The organism is Erwinia papayae, assembly GCF_058241465.1.
In genome coordinates this window covers 315734-336514 of the sequence record NZ_JBZCHT010000002.1, presented here as the reverse complement: position 1 = coordinate 336514, position 20781 = coordinate 315734, and the positions used below count along the sequence as shown (strand labels likewise).

Here is a 20781-nt window from a genome sequence, read left to right as displayed (position 1 = left end):
AAAAATTCGAAATCGAATTGTGAGTTGTTGATTGCCCAATGAGAACCAGCGTTTAACGTAGCGGAATTTCCACTTAACAGGTTTCCGCTATGTTGAATCTGAAATCTTTTCTCCGTCCGGGGCGTTTACGCCCGGATGCTCCGCTGACCGTTAAGGCGATAAAACCCTCTTTGCCTCCAGGCTACTTTCTGCCCATGACTGCCAGTGAACTGCTGGCGACAACCCGCCGTCAGCAGTGGCTGCAATCGCTCTGGGATTATTCGTCCCTGCCGAAAGAAATGTATCGACAGTATTACCTTGCTCCGCTGGAGCATTGCATGGCGCTGATGCAGCAATTTCCTCTTACGGAAAGTGGCCCGTATGCCCGCCCCGGAGGGATGGCTGACTATATGCTGGAAACGGTGTCGTATGCGGCACGATTGTCGAAAAGCTACTGGCGCTCCGCCTGAAGAACAGGCGGCGCAAAGCGCGGCCTGGAATGCTGTGGTGGTTTATGCGGCTATGCTGGGCGATATCAATCTTGATGAACGGTGGATTGACCTGAACATTGAGGGAGCAAAAAACCATCGTGAACATCGGGTTCCGATTGTCTCATCGTTGTATCCGTCGCTGGAGGAACTGGTGAGAAAAGCCGGTGAGGCTGGGATGGAGTCGGGTGATCAGGTATTCAATGTGGGCTGGTTCGACTTGATGAGAAAAAGTAAGTACCCGGAGGTGATGAACGAGTACCCGCTGAGAGCGTTCTTCCGGCGCCTATCCTGGGAATGTAAGTTTACAATCACACCGCACCGGTTCCGCCATACGGTGGCAACGCACATGATGAAATCACCCGAACGTAATTTATACGCGGTGAAGAAACTGCTGGGTCATGTTAGCATCACATCAACACTGGAATACATTGATGAAAGTGTTGATAGTCTGCGGGATATACTGGAAACCGAATTGATGTAGTGAGGAAGGCTTCAGGAATGGCGTCAAATACTTACATTATTTGACATTGAAAAGATTTCTTGCAAATACCAGACGCAAAAAAAGACTTGCGCGAACAAGTCTGTTTCTCAAGAGCCTGTTTTCAACAACAAGTAACAGCGTTACGTCGTGTTTTTACTGGCTCCCCTTCGTGTCCGTCAGGATTGCATCTTGCAAATCTGACCAACCGGCTTTGAATAGTGGTGCCCGGACTCGGAATCGAACCAAGGACACGGGGATTTTCAATCCCCTGCTCTACCGACTGAGCTATCCGGGCAACGGAGCGCATTAAACCCTGGTGTCTGAAAGGCGTCAACGGCTTTATTGCAAAAACAGGTGCGATTGCATTCTTTTCCATCAACAGGTGCTAAAACAGGCAATCCAGTTACACCTTCCTCTCATTTTCAAACGGGTTCGTTATCGGCGCTGGTGGTTATTTCACCCGCTTATCGGGTTTACTGGCGTCCAATTGCTACCGATTTGTATCTTTCCGCGAAAAGATAATCATAATTAGCTGAAAGGCACTTTTATCGTCATATAAATCAAATGATTATCATTCAGCTTTCAACCCGGCTGATTTCCAGTCCGTCTTGAACCTGCCCCGGAAAAGTGCCATTATTGCGCACTTTCTGACGCCCGCCGTCTTAACTGCAATCCGGGGTTGCTGCCATGCAAGTCACACTGCTGTCACACAGCCGCCATCACCGTCACATCAGGTTGCAAAGTTGCCGATGCAATTGTGGCCTTTTGTTGAAAAAATCTCTCACCATGCGGTGAGCCGTTCACTGGCCTGACTTATGGCTATGAGTAAAAGCAGGGTAATCTGATTTTACTGATGTCTATTGGTGCGGGCTGAACCTTACAAGCCCTGAGCCACCCTGACACCTTTCGCCGGGCGAGGGCCAATGCCTTTGCCTATTGCTGTGCCTCTGGCACCCACTCATCCTTGACGCCTGAGGATTTGTGTTATGACACCTTTAAAAATTGCAGCCAGCACCACCGTGGCTATCCACCTCCAGACTGGCCGTGAGGTCATTACGCTGGAAAAAACTGATTTTACTGATGTGGCGGCGGTGGTCGTCTCCGTGGCGGATTCGCGCAGCGGAATGCTGTCGCTGCTGCGACATACCGGTTTTAATCTGCCGGTGTTTATCTCCGTTGATTCACCGGACCAGGCGAAAGATCTGCCTGAGGTGACCGGTCTGCTGACCGGCGCAGCAGATGATGCCATCCGTCTTGAAGCGGCAGCTTCCGCTTATCAGGCGGGTCTGTTGCCACCGTTCTTTAACACGCTGACCAAATATGTGGCGATGGATAACAGTACCTTTGCCTGTCCGGGGCATCAGGGCGGGGCTTTCTTTAAAAAACATCCGGCCGGACGTCAGTTTTATGATTTCTTCGGTGAGAATATTTTCCGCGCCGATATGTGTAATGCCGATGTCAAACTGGGTGATTTGCTCATTCACGAAGGTTCAGCCAAGCACGCGCAGAAATTTGCGGCAAAGGTGTTTAATGCCGACAAAACCTATTTTGTGCTCAACGGCACCTCCAGTGCCAATAAGGTGGTGACCAACGCGTTGCTGACGCGTGGCGATCTGGTGCTGTTTGACCGCAACAATCATAAGTCTAATCATCACGGCGCGCTGATTCAGGCTGGCGCAACGCCGGTTTATCTGGAAACAGCACGTAATCCGTTTGGCTTTATTGGCGGCATTGATGCGCACTGTTTTGATGAAGAGTATGTGCGCCAGCTCATCAGAAAGGCGGCACCGGAACGTGCCGCAGATGCGCGCCCATTTCGGCTGGCGGTTATCCAGCTGGGAACCTATGACGGCACGGTTTATAACGCCCGTAAGGTGTTGGACAGCATCGGCCATCTGTGTGACTACATTCTGTTTGACTCCGCGTGGGTGGGGTATGAGCAGTTTATTCCGGTGATGCAGGCCTGCTCTCCTCTACTGCTGGAGCTGAATGAAAACGATCCCGGTATTTTTGTTACCCAGTCGGTACATAAGCAGCAGGCGGGTTTTTCCCAGACCTCGCAGATCCACAAAAAAGATAACCATATCCGGGGGCAGCAGCGTTTTTGTAGCCATAAACGCCTGAATAATGCCTTTATGCTACATGCGTCAACCAGCCCGTTTTATCCGCTGTTCGCGGCGCTGGACGTCAATGCCCGGATGCATCAGGGCGAGGCCGGACGCCGTTTATGGCATGAATGTGTCACCTTAGGCATTGCCACACGTAAGGCGATCCTCGAAAAGTGCTCGATGATCAAACCGTTTATTCCCGACCAGGTTGATGGCAAAAGTTGGCTGGAGACGCCGACCGAAGTGATTGCTACCGATCCGCGTTACTTTAGCTTTGAGCCGGATGCGGCCTGGCATGGTTTTGCAGGTTACCAGCAGGACCAGTATCTGGTCGATCCCTGCAAACTGCTGCTGACCACGCCTGGCATTGACGCTGCCAGCGGGCAGTATGCTGATTTCGGCGTACCGGCAACCATTCTCGCCAACTATCTGCGTGAGAATGGTGTGGTGCCAGAAAAGTGCGATCTGAACTCGATTCTGTTTCTGCTGACCCCGGCAGAAAGCAGCGAGAAAATGGCCTATCTGGTGGCGAAGCTGGCGCAGTTTGAGCAACATATGCAGGAGGATGCGTTGCTGAGCAATGTACTGCCCACCATTTACCCTAAGAACGCCGCACGCTACGCGGGTTATACCTTACGCCGTCTCTGTCTGGAAATGCATCAGCTCTATGTCAGCTATGGCGTGAAGGATCTGCAAAAAGCGATGTTCCGTCAGCAGAGCCTGCCTGAAGTGGTGATGAACCCGCAGGATGCCAATATGGAGTTTATCCGTGGCAACGTTGAACTGGTGCCGATTGCCAAAGCGCAGGGGCGGATTGCTGCCGAAGGCGCGCTGCCTTATCCTCCGGGCGTGCTCTGTGTGGTGCCGGGAGAAGTCTGGGGCGGAGCCGTCCAACGCTATTTTCTCGCGCTGGAAGAGGGGCTTAACCTGCTGCCAGGTTTCTCGCCGGAATTGCAGGGGGTTTACGCGGAGGCGGATGCTGAAGGCGTGAAGCGGCTGTTTGGCTATATGATTAAGTAGTGTTGCCGGGGGACCTTAACCGCGTCCCCCGCATCTGTTCAACTGGCTGCCATTTCCCGGCAGTCTTCTCTGGCCTGGCGGACAATCGCTTTGGCTATCCATTTGCCGATGTCCTGCAACTGCTGATTATCCGATCCCCAGATATCCTTCATCACCAGGAAAATCTCAGAGCCATACACCAGTGACAGCGACTTAATCACCCGTTCCATCATTTCCGGTGGCAGCTCACTTTTCAGTGGCTCAACGACGTGTTGCAGTAACGCTTTCCTGTTACCTCTTACCAGACGTTCTTTTTCGTTGTGGCCTGAGGAGCGTGACTGTGCCCACTGTGTCAGTGAAAGATGCAGCGCTGCCCGCAGTGTTCCTTCATGCTCCAGCATTCGCGGAAAGGCGAAACTCAGCAGTTCGTCGATGCGCTCTGATGCTTCCTTACAGGTAGGACGCCAGCTTTTAATCGGACTGAGTGTTTCAGTCACAATGGCAGAAACCAGTGCGCTCTGAGTAGGAAAATAGCGATAGGCGGTTGCACGGGATAGCTTAGCCTCCGTGGCAACTTCGGTGATGGATGGGAACGCGCCGCTGTCGAACATTTTCATTGCGGTTGCAATCAGTAAGCGACGTGTTTTGGCGCGTGTGGCGGTTAACGGCATAGCCTCAGCGGGATCCCTTTGCTTCACAATAACCTCATTTAAACGGTAAAATTTAATGTTAATCAATTAATTAATACAGACAGGTGACAGCATCTGCTCTCAACTGTCGGACCATCAGAACAGTTGTCAATTAGCATAGCTAACATCCCTGTGAGACGCATATTCCATTCAATTGATTTATCATTGATGGAGGTGATACTGTTATCTCATAACTCAGGGTTGTAAACTGCCCTGACGTTATTTGCATCTTTATTGTATTTTAATCAAGTCTTTATTACGTCTGATAACAGGGTGTTGTTACGACTATGAACACAGATACCGGCTATATTTATGCTGTTGCGACCGCGGATACTAAAGGAAAAGAACTGTTTTACCTCAGCGAATGCATCGCCAGAACAGGCGCTGAAGTTTTAACGGTTGACCTGTCAACTCAATTAGTTAGCCCGCCTTCCCAGGCAGATTTCCCCCCCGAAATGATTGCTGATTTTCACCCTCAGGGGCGCGATGCGGTGTTCTCTGAAGAGCGGGGTAAAGCTATTGAGGCAATGGCCCTGGCATTTAAGATTTTTCTCAGTCGCCGTCCGGACCTGATTGGGGTCATTGGGCTGGGTGGTTCCTGTGGCACCGCGCTGATTACACCTGGCATGCAGGCGTTGCCCATCGGTGTGCCTAAAGTCATGGTTTCAACCATGGCCTCCGGGGATGTTGCGGCTTATGTCGGGGCCAGTGATATCAATATGCTCTATTCGGTAACCGATGTTTCCGGTCTGAACCGCATCTCTCGCCAGGTACTGGCCAATGCTGCTCATCAGATTGCCGGTGCGGTGTTGTTCGCTGTGGAGAGCGATATTGAAGAGAAACCGGCGCTGGGGCTGACGATGTTTGGTGTTACCACGCCCTGCATCCAGATGGTCAGTGAGAGACTGAGCAGGCATTACGATTGTGTGGTGTTTCATGCTACCGGCAGCGGGGGCAGGGCGATGGAGAAGCTGGTGGAGAGCAGGATGCTCAATGGCTTACTGGATCTCACCACCACAGAAGTGTGCGATTTGCTTTTTGGTGGCGTGCTGGCCTGTGATGAAACCCGTTTTGATGCGATGGAGAAAAACAGAATCCCCGCTGTTTTGTCCTGTGGCGCTCTTGATATGGTGAATTTTGCTGATCCTGCCAGCGTGCCGCAGAAATATGCCGGAAGAGTGTTTTATCAGCATAATCCTCAGGTAACGCTGATGCGCACCACGCCGGAAGAGAATGTGCAGATGGCGGAGTGGATAGCCGCTAAGCTGAATCGTTGTGAAGGAAATATCGTGTTTCTTATCCCCGAAGGCGGCTTCTCTGCGCTGGATGCTCCCGGACAACCATTCTGGTCACCAGAGGCTAATCAGGCTTTTATCGCCACCCTGGAAGCACAGCTACAACCGAGCGCACGGCGTAAAATTGTCCGTCTGCCTTACCACATCAATGCCCCTGAGTTTGCCCAGGCGGCAGCGCAACATTTTCGTCAGCTTGCAGAGAAGGAGTTCTGAACGTGATTTTTACCCGTACGGAAATACTGAATAAATTCAAAGGAATGATTGAGCGCCGTGAACCAATCATCGGAGGTGGCGCCGGGACTGGCCTGTCCGCTAAATGTGAGGAAGCAGGCGGTATCGATTTAATCGTCATCTACAATTCCGGTCGTTATCGTATGGCCGGACGCGGTTCACTGGCCGGACTGCTCGCCTATGGCAATGCCAATGACATCGTCGTGGAGATGGCGAAAGAAGTACTGCCGGTGGTAAAAAACACGCCGGTGCTGGCCGGAGTCAATGGCACCGATCCTTTCTGTCAGTTTGATACCTTTCTCGACTCTCTGAAGGCAATGGGGTTTTCCGGCGTACAAAACTTCCCGACGGTTGGCCTGATTGATGGTAATTTCCGCGCTAATCTGGAAGAAACCGGCATGGGATACGGGCTGGAGGTGGAGATGATCCGCATGGCAGCGGCAAAAGATATGCTGACCACACCTTACGTTTTCAGTACTGCCGATGCTGTCGCCATGACGCAGGCTGGCGCTGATATTATCGTGCCACATATGGGGCTGACCACCGGCGGAAAAATTGGAGCCGGAACCGCGCTTAATTTAGCGAATTGTGTGTCGCTTATTAATCAGTGGGCAGAGGCGGCAAAGGAAGTGCGTAAGGATGTGATTGTGCTGTGTCACGGAGGACCGATTTCCAGTCCGGAAGACGCGCAATATATTCTCGATAACTGCCCGCAATGCGACGGTTTTTATGGTGCAAGTTCGATGGAGCGTTTACCCACCGAGATCGCACTGACAGAAACCACCAGACAGTTTAAAAATATAAAGCGTTAGTACATACCCTCACCAGGGAAGCTCGTTATCGTCAGGCGGATCGCAGGATCCGCCTTTTTTTGTTGGCTTCAGTAACGGTGGTAGCTTTTCTGAGCACTGCTGACCTTATACAGATATCGACGTGACTCTGCGGATGGGTGGTTAGTGGTCAGCGTCTGGTATACCTCTGAAGGCGACAGGTTATTGATAGTGGCAAAAGCACGATTCTTGTCGCTGGAAAAGACTCTCAGTACGCTGCCCGCCCCACCGTTGTAGGCGGTGATCACCGCATAACGTCGTGAGGTTGGATTCACAATTCCTGACAGATAGCTGTCCTGCAACAGAGAAAGATAGGCCGTGCCCGCATCGATATTATTTTCCGGGTCGAGCAGATAACTGCGGCTTGGCTTGCCCCATTTACCTTTCATACGGAAGACATCGACACCGGCCGTGTGCTGCACCACCTGCATCAGACCCAGCGCATCGGCATGGCTGACGGCGTAGGGGTTAAAGCTGGACTCAATCTGCATAATTGCGAGGATTAGCGATTGATCGACGCCATATTTTGCGGCGGCTTCCCGCACCATTGGCAGATACTTGTGTGCACGTTTATCCAGATGGTTTGGCACCATTGGGATGGTAACCGACCAGATAACGTGCAGGCCCGAATTACGTCGTTGCAGTTTGTTCTGGAGCAGATAGTCAGCAAAGCTGCCTGCACGTCCCTGCCAGCGAATCGGTTGTCCGGTATTGTCGAGGACCTGGCCATAAAGTAGCGGCTCTTTGCCGATTTCAATGTCGTTGGCATCAGAATAGAGATCGACATTACCGGGATCGTCACCAATCAGCAGGGTGGTGATAATGGCCTGGCGCAGACTGGCAACGGGGTTGGTGCCGGCGATAGTCTCAATGGTGATAGTACCGGCGTCGAAGTTAATATGGCTGCGAGTGTAATACTGATCGCTGTATTTAACGTAATCTTTGGGACCGGCAATCAGTACTTCATTAATGCCCCAGATATTCTCAATATTATGGGCAAACTGCCCCATCAGAATGTCAAATCCGTTGGTATCCTTGACCCAGTCTTCATTGAACGTGGGTTTTTTATTGCCAGAACAGGAGATCAACAAGGGTGCGATGACCAGTAAACTAATCAGCTTTTTATTCATTGTGTCGTGCTTCGCCTGTATTGAGAGGGCCCCGACGCGGAGGCCTGACGATTATTCTTCTGGCGGGGTGTAACCTTCAATATGAATCTCGTGACCTTCAAACAGAAACTTCACCATCTCCTGTTCCAGTTGTTTGCGATCTTCCGGGTTCATCATGCTGAGTTTTTTCTCGTTAATCAGCATGGTTTGTTTGCTCATCCACTGCGACCAGGCTTCTTTAGAGATTTCATTATAAATGCGTTTTCCCAGTTCGCCCGGATACAACTGGAAATCCTGTCCTTCAGCATCACGTTGCAGGAACGTGCAAAAAATGGTTCTGCTCATTACTCTTCCTCTTCTTCTGTCACAGGCAGATTCAGCGCATTTTGTTGCGGCTGCCGTAGTTGTTTTAGCAGGCGTTCCACCGGGGCTGCCAGCCCGACGGAGGGGGGCTGCGCTAAGTTATACCAGAGACCTGCACCTTCATCCATTGCTGCTCCTGCGCCTGCAAGCCGTAAGTGCATTGGGACAATGTCCAGATGAAAATGGCTGAAGGTGTGGCGAAAGGCCACTTCTTGTTGCAGTGCTTTGCTGTCGATATGCCTGGTTGCAAGCCACTGCACCAGTTCCTCCCGATTGCTGAATTGTGGAAAGCAAAACAGGCCGCCCCACAGGCCGACAGGGGGACGTTGCTCCAGCCAGACGTTGTCACCATCCTGCATCATCAACATCCAGCCGGTGCGTTCCGGCAATGTCTGCTTCGGTTTTTTTCCAGGGTACTCTGCCCAGTTGCTGTTGGCATGGGCGATGCAGCCGTTGCTTAACGGACAAATACCACACTTCGGCTTTGAACGGGTGCAAACTATCGCCCCCAGGTCCATCATCGCCTGATTAAACTGGCTGACACCGGCGGCTGGGGTGACCTGCTCGCTGATCTGCCACAGGCGTTTTTCCACCTCTTTCCTGCCGGGCCAGCCAGCCACTGCATAACAGCGTGCCAGCACCCGTTTAACGTTGCCATCGAGGATCGGAAAATGTTGTCCCAGTGACAGAGAGAGGATGGCCCCGGCGGTGGAGCGTCCCACGCCGGGCAGCGCCGCCACATCGTCATAGTTTTCGGGAAAGATACCCTGATGTTTCTCTGCTACCTGCACGGCGGCTTTGTGTAAATTGCGGGCACGGGCATAGTAGCCAAGCCCGGTCCACAAATGCAGCACTTCATCCAGCGGGGCAGTAGCCAGATCGCTGATGGTGGGGAAACGGGCCATAAACCGTTCGAAATAGGGGATCACCGTCGCCACCTGGGTCTGTTGCAGCATCACTTCGGAGAGCCAGACCTTATAGGGTGTTTTTTCCAGCTGCCAGGGCAGACTTTTGCGACCAAAGCGCTGATACCAGTCAAGAACCTGGCTTGCAAACTGCTGCGCCTGCATCATTTCAGATAAAACCCCGGATAATTGAAAATCAGGCTGGGATTCCAGCACAGAGCAACTAAGCTGTAAACCGGAAGTTTCCGGGGCTTGCTTAACTGCTGTAACTTTGCATAATGCCCGTTTTCCGCATAGTGCTGACCAACAGGCAAAAAAATGAAGAATGATGTCATTTCACCGGAGTTTGATGAAAACGGTCGTCCGTTACGCCGTATTCGTAGCTTTGTGCGTCGTCAGGGCCGTCTGACCAAAGGCCAGCAACATGCGCTGGACCATTTCTGGCCGGTGAAGGGAGTGGAATATCAGTCAGAGCCTGTTGATCTGCCAACCCTTTTTGGCCGCGACGCGCCGGTAGTGCTGGAGATAGGTTTTGGGATGGGAGCCTCGCTGGTAAGCATGGCGCAGGCTAATCCGCAGCAGAATTTTCTGGGCATTGAGGTGCATTCACCGGGCGTCGGTGCCTGTCTCAGTGCGGCAGAAGAGGCTGGCGTGGAGAATCTGCGCGTGATGTGCCACGATGCGGTGGACGTGCTTAACCACATGATTCCGGATAACTCACTGCGCATGGTGCAGCTGTTTTTCCCCGATCCCTGGCATAAAGCGCGTCACAATAAGCGGCGTATTGTACAACTGCCGTTTGCCGAGCTGGTGCTGCGTAAACTGAAGCTGGGCGGGGTATTTCATATGGCAACCGACTGGGAGGCGTATGCCGAACATATGCTGTCGGTAATGAATGATATTGCGGGTTACAAAAACCAGTCGGAAACGCGGGATTATGTGCCGCGACCGGCATCGCGTCCGCTGACCAAATTTGAGCAACGTGGCCAGCGTCTGGGCCACGGTGTGTGGGATCTGATGTTTGAGAGGATTAAATAATGGCTATCCAACGCAGTCGTCGTTTGCGTAAAAAAATGCATATCGCTGAATTCCAGGAACTGGGTTTCTCCATCGGCTTTGCGTTTCCTGAGGGAACCAGCGAAGAGACGATTGATACTACCCTTGACGCGCTGATTAACGAGGTGATTGACCCGAATGGCCTGGCTTTTGACGGCAGCGGTTATCTGCAATGGGAAGGGCTGATTTGCCTGCAACAGACCGGAAAATGTACTGAAGAGCACCGGGAGCTGGTGCGTAAGTGGTTGTCCGATCGTCAGTTGAACAATATTCAGGTAACTGAGCTTTTTGACGTCTGGTGGGGCTGAGCGCCAAAAGCGGCGGAGTTTAAAAGCCTGGCCCATCGGGAGTGCCATTTTGAACCTGGTCAATGCTCAAAATCCTCACGTACTCCGTGTAGGTTCCGGTTTCTGCGCATTGTCCGTGTCCGGACTGGCTCGACAATAACGCCTGCCGGGGCAGGCTATGAGAGTATCCCTGCGACGTTTTTGTAATAATGACAATCGTTCAGCCCTTTAACTGCCTGAGGTTATCATGGGCTGAACGGTTTAACTTCAGCGCGACAATAAAGTATGACGAGAGACATTCCGGCAGGATGCTTTTTAAGACGATGATGCATCAGTAAGCCGGCCATAATTTTTCTTCTCAGGAGATGGCAAAATGCATAAAGCGATGATGGTTGGCGCATTGTTACTGGCAGCAGGTTCGGCGCAGGCGGATTATCAGTGCAGCGTTAAACCCCAGGATGACATAGTGATCTCGCCACAGGCGGTGCAGGTGGTAGGGGCCAGTGGCAATCTGGTGATTACGCCCGCTGGCGATATACAACGAAACGGACAGCCCGTCACGGTGGATAATGCCACCCGTCAGAAAGCGACAGAGTATCAGGCTGCACTAAGACGCGATCTGCCCTGGATTGATCAGGGAGGCCGCCAGCGTCTTGAAAGAGGCCGCATCGCGCTGGATAAAGTGGTGGTGGAAAAGCTGGGGGCTGACAGCAAAGTACGCCAGCGTCTGGTCAGTCTGGATACGCAGCTGAAACAGCAGATGAACCGCATCATTGAACACCGTAGCGACGGTTTGACATTCCACCATCAGGCCATTGAGCAGGTACGTCAGGATGGCGAGAGGCTGGTGCAAAGCACCATGGGTGGCGTGGTGCAGGACAGCCTTAATGAAATGAGCAATAAGCAGACCGGTAACGGTGGTAATCCTCTTCAGGCATTAATGGGCAATCTGGGCGGTTTGCAACAGTCAATTCAGGCCGAATGGAGCAATCAGGAGCAGGATTTCCAGAACTTTGGTCATGAGGTATGCAATCGGGTCACCCGGCTGGAACAACAGCGCCAGGCATTGTTTGCGGGATTAAATCAGAGCCACCAGGGATGACTTCAGGTTCATCCCGAATACCGGCAGATAAGTTTTTTCTGGCAGACTGCGCTGGATGGATTTTTTGAAACAGTTGAGCTGACTGGTCACTGTTAATCATTTTATTTGGCTGACACCACCTGACAGGAAAGGGTGGCAGCCTGGTCATTGTTTCACACTCATGCATTTCAACAGACAGTTTGTCGCCATAGAATATTAAAGAATAATCTTAAAATATGCTGATGGCGAATACTCCCACCAGCACGCTTTATTAATCATTAAAACGTACTCCATGTACGTTCCGGTTTCTGCGCACTGTTGATGTCCAGACTGGGGCTGCGACAATAACGCCTGGTGGGCCAGGCTCTAAAGATCAGGCGGTTATGAGAGCGGCAAAGACAATAATTATATTTCTTTACCGTCAGAAGTTTGCTTAAAAAATGTTAGTTTGCGCCCGGCCCTGTAAGCCTGCCAGACAATCAACCTGGCCTTCTGACCGCCGCACTATTCTTCCGCCAGGAACAGCTCAAGGAGTGAATTGAGAAACAGTTTTCCCTTCTCCGTCACCTGCCAGTTTTCTGCTGTTTCCGTCAGGAAGCCTTTGCTTAGTGCCTCATCCAGCTGTTGACGGATGACACTCTCGTCTGAACCTGTGTAACGTCGGAATTCTTCCCTGGGAGCGGCTTCCAGCAGCCGAAAACGGTTCATAAAAAATTCGAAGGGTTTTTCGTTATCAGCCACCTGATACTGACGGTCAAGATAGTTTCCCGCCATAAAGCCCCGTGGATGGCGGGTTTTACTGGTACGGATAATCCGGCCATCGGGCTGGGTGAGCTTGCCATGCGCGCCACAGCCGATACCCAGATAGTCGCCAAAACGCCAGTAGTTGAGGTTATGTTCGCAACGATATCCCGGTCGGGCATAGGCTGAAGTTTCATATTGCTGGTAGCCCGCAGCCGTCAGCAACTGGTGTCCCTGCTCGAAAATATCCCACAGCGCATCATCGTCCGGCAGCAACGGAGGTCGCGAGGCAAACAGAGTGTTTGGCTCGATGGTCAACTGATACCAGGAAAGATGGGGAGGCTCCAGCGCAATGGCCTGGCGCAGATCGTCAAGCGCTTCTTCCAGCGACTGGTCGGGCAGCCCATGCATCAGATCCAGGTTAAAGCTACGAAGCCCCAGCCCCTTTGCCAGATTCGCTGCACGTTTTGCCTCATCCGGGCCGTGGATGCGCCCGAGCCGCAGCAGCTTTGGCTCACTGAAACTCTGTACGCCAATCGAGATGCGATTAATCCCGGCGCGCTGATAAGCACTGAAACGATCGGCTTCAACGGTGCCCGGATTGGCTTCCATGGTGATCTCTGCCTGCGGCGATAGTGGCAGGCGCGATCGAACCCCATCCAGTAACCCCTGCATTGCTTCACTGCTCAGCAGGCTTGGCGTTCCGCCACCGATAAAAATCGTGCTTACGGTGCGACCCGAGGTCAAAGGAAGGTCTGCATCCAGATCCGCCAGCAGGTGCTGTACATACTCTTCATGCGGCACTTCTCCCTTCAGTGCGTGCGAATTGAAATCGCAGTAAGGGCATTTTTGTACGCACCAGGGGATATGGATATACAGGCTCAGTGGCGGCAGATTATGCATGACTCATTGCATCCAGCAGCAGTGCCAGCGCTTTGCCGCGATGGGAAATGGCGCGTTTTTCATCTTTGCTCAGTTCGGCGGCGGTTTTGCCCAGTTCCTGAAGGTAAAAAATCGGATCGTAGCCAAATCCGCCTTCACCCGCGGCAGTGCGGGCAATTTCTCCCCGCCAGCTACCGTGGCACACCAGTGGTGTCGGGTCATTCGCATGGCGGAGAAAAACCAGCACGCAGTGAAACTCTGCCTGACGCTGACCATCGGGAACGGCAGCCAGCGCCTGCAACAGTTTTTCAAGATTCTGCCGATCGCTGGCATCTTCTCCGGCATAGCGCGCGGAGTATATGCCTGGCGCGCCAGCCAGCGCATCCACTGCCAGTCCGGAATCATCAGCAATCGCCGGTAGGCCGGTGACTGCTGACGCATGGCGCGCTTTGAGGATCGCGTTTTCGATAAAAGTCAGACCGGTTTCTTCGGCAGATTCCACGCCGAGGCTGCTTTGGGCAACAATGTCGAAACCAAAGGAGGTGAGTAAATCAGCCAGTTCACGCACTTTGCCGGTATTACCGGTGGCAAGCACAACTTTTTGCATATCAGGTTTGCACTCTTTACAGCGACAGAATTACAGCTGTGACCAGCCAGGAATAAAGTCCATTCCAAGATAGTTCAGCATATAGAGGATCAGAATCACCGCCATTGCGGAGAAATCGATGCCACCCATTGCCGGGATGATCCGGCGGATGGGGGCCATCAGAGGTTCAGTCAGTTGGATCAGCACATAGTCTACCGGGTTGCGCCCCTGACTTACCCAGCTCAGCAGTGAGCGGACAATGATGGCCCAGAACACCAGCACCCCGGCCGCTTTCACCAATGATACCAGTCCGAAATAGAGGAAGACCGGGTCAAAAATCATCACCTGGCTTTGCAGGGCGAACATTACCGTAAACAGCAGTACGCTCAGTACATAAGCCAGTAAAAGCGAGGCGGTGTCCAGCGGGCCAATGGAAGGAATGACCCGGCGTAGCGGCTTGACCACCGGCTGGGTAACCTTAACCACAAATTGTGAAAAGGGATTGTAGAAATCACATCTTGCCCACTGCATCCAGATGCGCAGCAGCAGCACTTTTACATACAGGTTAATTACCGTTGAAACGAGAAAGGTCAACGTCAGCATGGGTTCCCTCAATAATTGTTGTGAGTGGTGCCGTAATCTCGGGCACCAAAAATAGCGGTGCCTATTCGCACCATTGTACTGCCTGCTGCAATCGCGGCTTCCATGTCATCGCTCATCCCCAAAGACAGCGTATCAACGGACGGAAAGACTTTTTTCAGTTCGCTGAACGCATCGGCCATCTGCTGACAGATTGTCAGTTGACGCTGATAGTCTGTCTCAGGCGCGGGGATAGCCATCAGCCCACGCAGCGTTAAATGCGGCAATCGGTCAATCTCTTTTGCCAGTTCAGGTAATGCCTCCAGCATAATGCCAGATTTGCTCTGTTCGTCACTGATGTTTACCTGAATCAGCACGTTAAGTGGTGTGGCATCGTCAGGCCGCTGTTCACTGAGCCGGGTGGCAATTTTCACTCTGTCGACGGTATGACACCAGTCAAAATGCTCAGCAACCAACCTGGTCTTATTGGATTGCAATGGGCCAATAAAGTGCCAGACCAGCCTGTGGTTTTTGAGCTGCGCAATTTTATCAACGCCTTCCTGTACGTAGTTTTCGCCAAAGCAGCACTGCCCGGCAAGCGCTGCTTCTGCGACTGCGCTCGCAGGTTTTGTTTTGCTCACTGCAAGCAGCGTAATTTCTGCCGGATCGCGGCCGCAAAGCTTTGCTGCCGCGAGGATTCTGTCGCGGACTTGCTGTAAGTTGTGCTCAATCGAGGTCATAGTCAGGGAAAAATTATGGATATTGAGGACATAGTGGCCCTTAGTGTAAAGCATAACGCGGGGGATCTGCACCTTTGCAGTGGCCATGTGCCATTCTGGCGGCTTGATGGGCGATTGCAGAAAATTCCCGATACGCCGCCGGTCAGTGATGAGATGCTGTCAAACGCTGTGGAGTGCTGGCTGGATACCGTGCAGCATAAGCAGTTTGCCCTGGATGGGCAGATTGATTTTGCCCTGACGTTTCCCGGTGGTATACGGCTGCGGGCGAATCTGTTTCGTCAGCGGCTGGGGCTTTCTCTGGCGCTGCGTGTTATCAGCCGCCACTGTCCTCAACCTGAACAGCTCCGGCTACCTGCGGTGGTGAGCCAGTTGCTACAACTGCACGATGGTCTGGTACTGGTGACGGGAGCAACAGGCAGTGGTAAGTCCACCACGCTGGCCGCGCTGGCAGGGGCAATCAACCAGCAGCAGGAAAAGCATATTCTTTCGCTGGAAGATCCCATCGAATTTATTTACCACAGCGAGCGCTCACTGGTTCAGCAACGGGAGATTGGTCTGCACTGCCGCTCGTTCAGTGAGGGGTTGCGGGCGTCGTTGCGCGAAGATCCTGATGTGATCCTGTTGGGAGAGTTGCGGGATATCGATACCATCCAGCAGGCGCTCACTGCCGCAGAAACCGGGCACCTGGTGCTGGCGACGCTGCACACCAGGGGCGCAGCACAGGCGGTTGAGCGGCTGGTGGACGTGTTTCCCGGTGCGGAGAAGAACCTGATCCGCACGCAGCTGGCTGGCAGCCTGAAGGCGGTAATTGCTCAGCGGTTGGTGCCGGGGATCAAATCAGGCAGGGTGGCGCTGTTTGAAATCCTGGTGAATACGCCAGCCGTGGCCAGTTTAATCCGTGAAGGTAAAACGCATCAGCTGGCTGGCGTGCTCCAGACGGGATTACCATTCGGAATGCAATCCTTTGAACAGAGTCTTGCCGAAAGGAGAAAGTCAGGGCTGGTGGCTTAGCATAGAGCAGCTTAAGGTCAGGTGTTTTCGAACCAGCTTTCCAGAATAACCACGGCCGAAAGAGAGTCAACGCTGCCTTTGTTCAGTGCGCGAAAACCACCACGGGAGAAAAGGTCGGCACGCGCTTCCACCGTGCTTAAACGCTCATCGTGCAGGGATATCTGTACGCCAAAACGTCCGTGCAGACGGTTGGCGAACTTACGTGCCCGTGCGGTTAGCGGTTGTTCGCTTCCGTCCATATTCAGCGGTAACCCGACGACCACACGGTCTGGCTGCCACTCTTTTAACAGCGCCTCAATTTTATTCCAGTCGGGGATGCCATCCTGTGCTTTCAGCGCCGCCAGTGGGCGGGCGGTGCCGGTCAGCTGCTGACCAATCGCCACGCCAATACTTTTGGTGCCATAGTCAAAGGCTAACAGCGTCATATGACTCATCAGGCATGTCCTGCATCGCTGGTGATACTGTGAATATCGACGCCAATGCTTTTTGCTGCTTCTCGCCAGCGCTCGGCAATCGGTGTTTTAAACAGAATATTGCTGTTGGCCGGCGTGGTCAGCCAGGCATTTTCCAGCAGTTCATTTTCCAGCTGATCTTTCTCCCATGCGCAGTAGCCAAGGGCAACAAGGACGTTCTCAGGCTGCTTCGGTGTGCCGAGCGTTTCCAGTACATCACGCGAGGTGGTGATTACCGTGTTATCAGAAACCCGGATGCTGGAAGCAAAGGTGCTCTGGGCTGAATGCAGGATAAAGCCACGATCTTCCGCCAGCGGCCCACCGGCAAAAACCGGTTTATCCAGTTTGTTTTCCGGATCGCGCGGCGTCGGTGCAATCTTTAATTTTTTCAGGATGCCATCCACGTTCAGATTTTCCATTGGCTTGTTGACAATCAGTCCTATGGCGCCGTCTTCGTTATGCTCACAGATATAAACCACCGAGCGTTTAAATAGCGGGTCCTGTAGCGTTGGCATGGCAATCAAAAAATGATGCTGTAAATTCATATCAAGATTCTGTTTCCGTGTTAACCGCTTAATATCAGATGAAAGCCTGAATGGAGAGCTGTAAGCGGGACCTTACGGCCCCGTTCAGCATCTCAGGCAAGACGTGTTTCGATGGCATCCATCAGCATAGCGGTGATGGAAACCGGGAATGCCGCTTCAATCTCCCGAATGCAGGTCGGGCTGGTAACGTTAATTTCAGTCAGCTTATCGCCAATGATGTCCAGACCAACAAAAATCAACCCTTTCGCTTTCAGCGTTGGGCCAACGCGCCGGGCAATTTCCCAGTCGCTGTCACTCAATGGACGGGCCTCACCACGGCCACCTGCAGCCAGGTTGCCACGGGTTTCCCCCGATTTGGGAATACGCGCCAGGCAGTAAGGCACCGGTTCGCCGTCCACCACCAGCACTCGCTTATCGCCGTCTTTGATCGCCGGCAGATAGTTTTGTGCCATGCAGTAAAAGCTGCCGTGTTCGGTCAGGGTCTCAATAATTACCGACAGATTCGGATCTTCTTTGCCGATACGGAAAATTGAAGCGCCACCCATGCCGTCGAGAGGTTTAAGGATAATATCCCCGTGCTCCTGCCAGAAGGCCCGAATCTGCGCTGCGCTGCGGGTGACCAGCGTGTCCGGAGTCAGTTCAGCAAACCAGGCGGTAAACAGTTTCTCATTACAGTCACGCAGGCTTTGCGGTTTGTTAACGATCAACGTTCCTTTCTCTTCGGCACGTTCAAGAATATAGGTAGCGTAGATAAACTCAGTGTCAAAAGGCGGATCCTTTCGCATCAGCACCACGTTGAGCTCGGCCAGAGCAATATCCTGCTCACTACCAAATTCAAACCATTTTTCCGGATTCTGCTGCACTCTCAGCGGGCGGGTGTGTGCACGGGCTTCACCACCCCGCAGATAGAGATCCTGCATTTCCATGTAATGAATTTCATAACCCCGACGCTGTGCTTCCAGAAGCATGGCGAAGCTGCTGTCTTTTTTGATATTGATGGAGTTAATCGGGTCCATCACAATGCCAAGCTTTATCATTCTGTTTCTCCAGTGTGCTGTCTGAGATTGCTGCCGTTAACGCAGGATGAGTTCTGCAATTTCAGACCGGCTGTGACGCTTTTCGGTTTGCTCATTTCTGGCTTAGCCTAAATCGCCGAAGCGAACCTGCAATGCGGTAATAGCGGTTAGCGCGGTGGTTTCGGTTCTTAATACGCGCGGGCCCAGTAAAATATCGGTAAAACCAAACTCAGACGTCATGCTGATTTCGTCGGCAGTCAGACCGCCTTCAGGACCAATCAATAATCGCACACGCTCAACCGGCTGTGGGAGCGTATTAATGCTCTGACTGGCTCTCGGGTGCAGATTCAGTTTCAAACCGGACTCTTCTTCAGCACACCATGCTGCAAGCGTCATTGCGGTGCGTACCAGGGGAATGCTGTTTCTGCCGCACTGTTCGCAGGCGGCTATGACAATTTTTTGCCACTGCTGAATTTTTTTTGCCAGTCTCTCTTCATCCAGCTTTACGCCACAGCGTTCAGAAAACAAGGGGGTAATGGTGTTTACCCCCAGTTCGACAGCCTTCTGAATAGTGAACTCCATTTTCTCACCGCGAGACATAACCTGACCTAAATGCAGGTGCAATGGGGATTCACGGTTGTCGCTACGGCTTTCTGTAATGAAAGCGCGGACGTTTTTTTTGTCTGCCTGCACAATTTCGGCAGCAAAAGTCAGATTACTGCCATCAAACAATTCCAGAGGCTGTCTGGCGGTCATCCGCAGAACGCGACCCACGTGATTTGTGGCGTCTTCGCTAAGCGCAATTTCACTGCCGACGGTCAGTGGCTCGGGATGAAAGATGCGGGGTATGCGCATGAGGATCCTGATAAAAGTAACTGGCCACCCACGCTGGCATGGCCAAAAGTTGATATTCAGTTTAGGACAGTGATTTTACCGCTGGCAAGCCTGCTGTATATAGGGATTATGGTTGCCCTGAACACGGGCAATGCGCGTGTCACGTTCGCACTCCCATGCGCTGACCGGATATTGCTTATCCCACGCGGTCATCAACTGTGTCTGCTGGCGGGACATACTGATTTGGTAGCGGTCGCGCATATAAAACCAGGTACGGGCAATCGCGCCTCTGGCTCGTGCAGGTGGCTCTGCCTGTTGGTTTTTAAAATCGATCTTCATTTCACACTGGCCGTACTGCCGTTCGCCACCGTTCCACTGGTTATACATAAAGTTGCCACGGTCACCGTTCACTTCACCGATGGCAGGCTGAAGATTGTGCAGGTCGGATTCAATCTGACGGTAGCCCGCGTCTTTAGCACAGGCCTTTCTGCCGCCCTGTTGCCAGCACTGACGCTGATGACCAAACGTCCAGGCCGGGACCACGTGTTCCCACTCGATGCGGTTGGCACGGTTGCTGTTTTTTCTTACCTGATAGCCGCATGAGGCGAGGTCCGGTACGCCTTTTTTTCCTTTCCAGCTTATTTTACAGCCGCAATAGAAGGTGCCCGGTGCATCGGCATTGATTTCAGCCGCATACGCCTTCGCCTGAGCAAAGCTGTTCTGGTGAAAATTGCCTGTGGTGAGGGCATTAGAAAATGAAGCGGGCAACAGTAGCGAGAAAGCGAACAGGCTGATTATTTTACGAAACATAGTTCAAATATCTGTCATTTGTGCGGGGATGCGAGAGTAACAGATGTTGGCGAAGACATGAAATGAGCTGCAACAAATCAGAGGGCAGCGTGCTTTTTTTGGTCAGGGTTTTCATTATTCCTGCGTTGGGAAATTCCCGGCGAACAGGCGTTCACCACAGTGCACACAGCGGTATTCGCTCTCGCCGCGCACCACCCGATTATGACGTCTGATGGTCAGCTGATGCTGCTGGCAACCACAACGATAAGGAAAAGAACGACGACTTACCGAACTTATCTCAAACTGATGAGTGCGTTGCGCTGCGACGCCCAGAACGTTTTCCATCATCCATTTCCACTCTTTCCCGTGCGGTGCGACACGACCAAAATGCTTCCACACCAGCAGATGAGCCAGCTCATGTGGCACCACTTCATCGATAAAAGCCTGCTGATTTTCCATCAGCAAGACCGGATTGAGGCGGATTTCCCACTGCTGTAGCCAGGCCGTGCCTGCGGTTGTTCCTCGCTGCTGATAAACCAGTTTGGGTTCGGGGTTATCGCGCGCCAGGCGCTGGTTTGCAGTATGCAGTTTTTCACGCAGTGAGCGCATCACTGCCTGTTGCAGGGCTATCGGGAGTCGTAAAGGTTTCATCAGGCAGAGAATACGATGCGGTGGGCGGGAATACAATGAATCTGGCCGGGT

Annotated in this window: 23 protein-coding genes and 1 tRNA gene; 9 read left to right on the top strand and 15 right to left on the bottom strand. The window is 52.5% G+C overall.

The features are described 5' to 3' along the window. Positions 1-89 precede the first annotated feature (89 nt). Positions 90-449 (top strand): TraI domain-containing protein, encoded by a 360-nt coding sequence (locus AC3RPL_RS01555; RefSeq protein ID WP_490738719.1) that lies wholly within the window; start codon positions 90-92, stop codon positions 447-449. Continuing rightward, on the top strand, positions 409-951 hold the full coding sequence (locus AC3RPL_RS01550; protein WP_490738718.1) for a site-specific integrase: 543 nt from the start codon (positions 409-411) through the stop codon (positions 949-951). The genes AC3RPL_RS01555 and AC3RPL_RS01550 overlap by 41 nt, the downstream gene beginning before the upstream one ends. 219 nt (positions 952-1170) lie before the next feature. Here AC3RPL_RS01550 and AC3RPL_RS01545 read toward each other — a convergent pair. Then, positions 1171-1246: transfer RNA gene (locus AC3RPL_RS01545), tRNA-Phe, on the bottom strand. Positions 1247-1937: 691 nt separating this feature from the next. Here AC3RPL_RS01545 and AC3RPL_RS01540 point away from each other — a divergent pair. Next, the gene (locus AC3RPL_RS01540; protein WP_490738717.1) at positions 1938-4079 is read left to right on the top strand and encodes an ornithine decarboxylase; all 2142 of its coding nucleotides are present in this window, start codon (positions 1938-1940) and stop codon (positions 4077-4079) included. A 38-nt stretch (positions 4080-4117) separates the two neighbouring features. Here AC3RPL_RS01540 and AC3RPL_RS01535 read toward each other — a convergent pair whose 3' ends face one another. After that, positions 4118-4729, bottom strand: coding sequence for a TetR/AcrR family transcriptional regulator (locus tag AC3RPL_RS01535; protein ID WP_490738826.1), 612 nt, complete (start codon positions 4727-4729; stop codon positions 4118-4120). A 305-nt stretch (positions 4730-5034) separates the two neighbouring features. Between AC3RPL_RS01535 and AC3RPL_RS01530 the strand changes: the two genes are divergently transcribed. Together AC3RPL_RS01530 and AC3RPL_RS01525 are read left to right on the top strand one after the other, a co-directional pair. Continuing rightward, entirely contained in the window at positions 5035-6255 is a 1221-nt protein-coding gene (locus tag AC3RPL_RS01530) for a Tm-1-like ATP-binding domain-containing protein (RefSeq protein ID WP_490738716.1), read from the top strand. Positions 6256-6257: 2 nt separating this feature from the next. After that, complete coding sequence (locus tag AC3RPL_RS01525; RefSeq protein ID WP_490738715.1) at positions 6258-7085, top strand: phosphoenolpyruvate hydrolase family protein; 828 nt, start codon at positions 6258-6260, stop codon at positions 7083-7085. A 68-nt stretch (positions 7086-7153) separates the two neighbouring features. Here the strand turns inward: AC3RPL_RS01525 and mltC are convergent, their stop codons facing one another. Genes mltC through mutY form a run of 3 tightly spaced genes read right to left on the bottom strand, consistent with a single transcriptional unit; the run spans position 7154 to position 9648 of the window. Then, positions 7154-8233, bottom strand: coding sequence for a membrane-bound lytic murein transglycosylase MltC (gene mltC / locus AC3RPL_RS01520; RefSeq protein ID WP_034940152.1), 1080 nt, complete (start codon positions 8231-8233; stop codon positions 7154-7156). Between the two features lie 51 nt (positions 8234-8284). After that, on the bottom strand, positions 8285-8557 hold the full coding sequence (locus tag AC3RPL_RS01515; RefSeq protein ID WP_490738714.1) for an oxidative damage protection protein: 273 nt from the start codon (positions 8555-8557) through the stop codon (positions 8285-8287). Continuing rightward, complete coding sequence (gene mutY, locus AC3RPL_RS01510) at positions 8557-9648, bottom strand: A/G-specific adenine glycosylase (protein WP_490738713.1); 1092 nt, start codon at positions 9646-9648, stop codon at positions 8557-8559. The genes AC3RPL_RS01515 and mutY overlap by 1 nt, the downstream gene beginning before the upstream one ends. 150 nt (positions 9649-9798) lie before the next feature. Between mutY and trmB the strand changes: the two genes are divergently transcribed. The 3 genes from trmB to AC3RPL_RS01495 all read left to right on the top strand — a co-directional run bounded on the left by trmB (position 9799) and on the right by AC3RPL_RS01495 (position 11925). Then, positions 9799-10518: a tRNA (guanosine(46)-N7)-methyltransferase TrmB gene (gene trmB, locus AC3RPL_RS01505; RefSeq protein ID WP_490738712.1), complete on the top strand. Its 720-nt coding sequence runs from the start codon at positions 9799-9801 to the stop codon at positions 10516-10518. Beyond that, positions 10518-10844 (top strand): YggL family protein, encoded by a 327-nt coding sequence (locus AC3RPL_RS01500; RefSeq protein ID WP_034940143.1) that lies wholly within the window; start codon positions 10518-10520, stop codon positions 10842-10844. Before trmB ends, AC3RPL_RS01500 begins: the two co-directional genes overlap by 1 nt. A gap of 352 nt (positions 10845-11196) precedes the next feature. Next, positions 11197-11925: a YggN family protein gene (locus tag AC3RPL_RS01495; RefSeq protein WP_490738711.1), complete on the top strand. Its 729-nt coding sequence runs from the start codon at positions 11197-11199 to the stop codon at positions 11923-11925. A gap of 483 nt (positions 11926-12408) precedes the next feature. Here AC3RPL_RS01495 and hemW read toward each other — a convergent pair whose 3' ends face one another. The 4 genes from hemW to AC3RPL_RS01475 are packed head-to-tail and all read right to left on the bottom strand — an operon-like array spanning position 12409 to position 15432. Next, positions 12409-13548, bottom strand: a complete 1140-nt coding sequence (gene hemW, locus AC3RPL_RS01490; protein WP_034940138.1) for a radical SAM family heme chaperone HemW — start codon at positions 13546-13548, stop codon at positions 12409-12411. Further along, on the bottom strand, positions 13541-14134 hold the full coding sequence (locus AC3RPL_RS01485; protein ID WP_367166821.1) for an XTP/dITP diphosphatase: 594 nt from the start codon (positions 14132-14134) through the stop codon (positions 13541-13543). The genes hemW and AC3RPL_RS01485 overlap by 8 nt, the downstream gene beginning before the upstream one ends. A 30-nt stretch (positions 14135-14164) precedes the next feature. Then, entirely contained in the window at positions 14165-14716 is a 552-nt protein-coding gene (locus tag AC3RPL_RS01480) for a YggT family protein (RefSeq protein ID WP_261640969.1), read from the bottom strand. An 8-nt stretch (positions 14717-14724) separates the two neighbouring features. After that, on the bottom strand, positions 14725-15432 hold the full coding sequence (locus AC3RPL_RS01475) for a YggS family pyridoxal phosphate-dependent enzyme (protein ID WP_490738825.1): 708 nt from the start codon (positions 15430-15432) through the stop codon (positions 14725-14727). 15 nt (positions 15433-15447) lie between these two features. On the opposite strand from AC3RPL_RS01475, the gene AC3RPL_RS01470 reads away from it, so the two are divergent. After that, positions 15448-16443: a type IV pilus twitching motility protein PilT gene (locus tag AC3RPL_RS01470; RefSeq protein ID WP_490738710.1), complete on the top strand. Its 996-nt coding sequence runs from the start codon at positions 15448-15450 to the stop codon at positions 16441-16443. Positions 16444-16460: 17 nt separating this feature from the next. On the opposite strand, the gene ruvX is transcribed toward AC3RPL_RS01470, so the two are convergent. The 6 genes from ruvX to AC3RPL_RS01440 all read right to left on the bottom strand — a co-directional run bounded on the left by ruvX (position 16461) and on the right by AC3RPL_RS01440 (position 20730). Beyond that, the gene (gene ruvX, locus AC3RPL_RS01465) at positions 16461-16877 is read right to left on the bottom strand and encodes a Holliday junction resolvase RuvX (RefSeq protein WP_200871643.1); all 417 of its coding nucleotides are present in this window, start codon (positions 16875-16877) and stop codon (positions 16461-16463) included. Next, positions 16877-17440, bottom strand: a complete 564-nt coding sequence (locus tag AC3RPL_RS01460; RefSeq protein WP_490738709.1) for a YqgE/AlgH family protein — start codon at positions 17438-17440, stop codon at positions 16877-16879. Before AC3RPL_RS01460 ends, ruvX begins: the two co-directional genes overlap by 1 nt. Positions 17441-17532: 92 nt before the next feature. After that, positions 17533-18477, bottom strand: coding sequence for a glutathione synthase (gene gshB, locus AC3RPL_RS01455; protein ID WP_490738708.1), 945 nt, complete (start codon positions 18475-18477; stop codon positions 17533-17535). Between the two features lie 102 nt (positions 18478-18579). Next, positions 18580-19311: a 16S rRNA (uracil(1498)-N(3))-methyltransferase gene (gene rsmE / locus AC3RPL_RS01450; protein WP_490738707.1), complete on the bottom strand. Its 732-nt coding sequence runs from the start codon at positions 19309-19311 to the stop codon at positions 18580-18582. Between the two features lie 75 nt (positions 19312-19386). Further along, positions 19387-20100: a deoxyribonuclease I gene (gene endA, locus AC3RPL_RS01445; protein WP_490738706.1), complete on the bottom strand. Its 714-nt coding sequence runs from the start codon at positions 20098-20100 to the stop codon at positions 19387-19389. 114 nt (positions 20101-20214) lie between these two features. Beyond that, positions 20215-20730, bottom strand: coding sequence for a SprT family zinc-dependent metalloprotease (locus AC3RPL_RS01440; protein ID WP_490738824.1), 516 nt, complete (start codon positions 20728-20730; stop codon positions 20215-20217). Positions 20731-20781 lie beyond the last annotated feature (51 nt).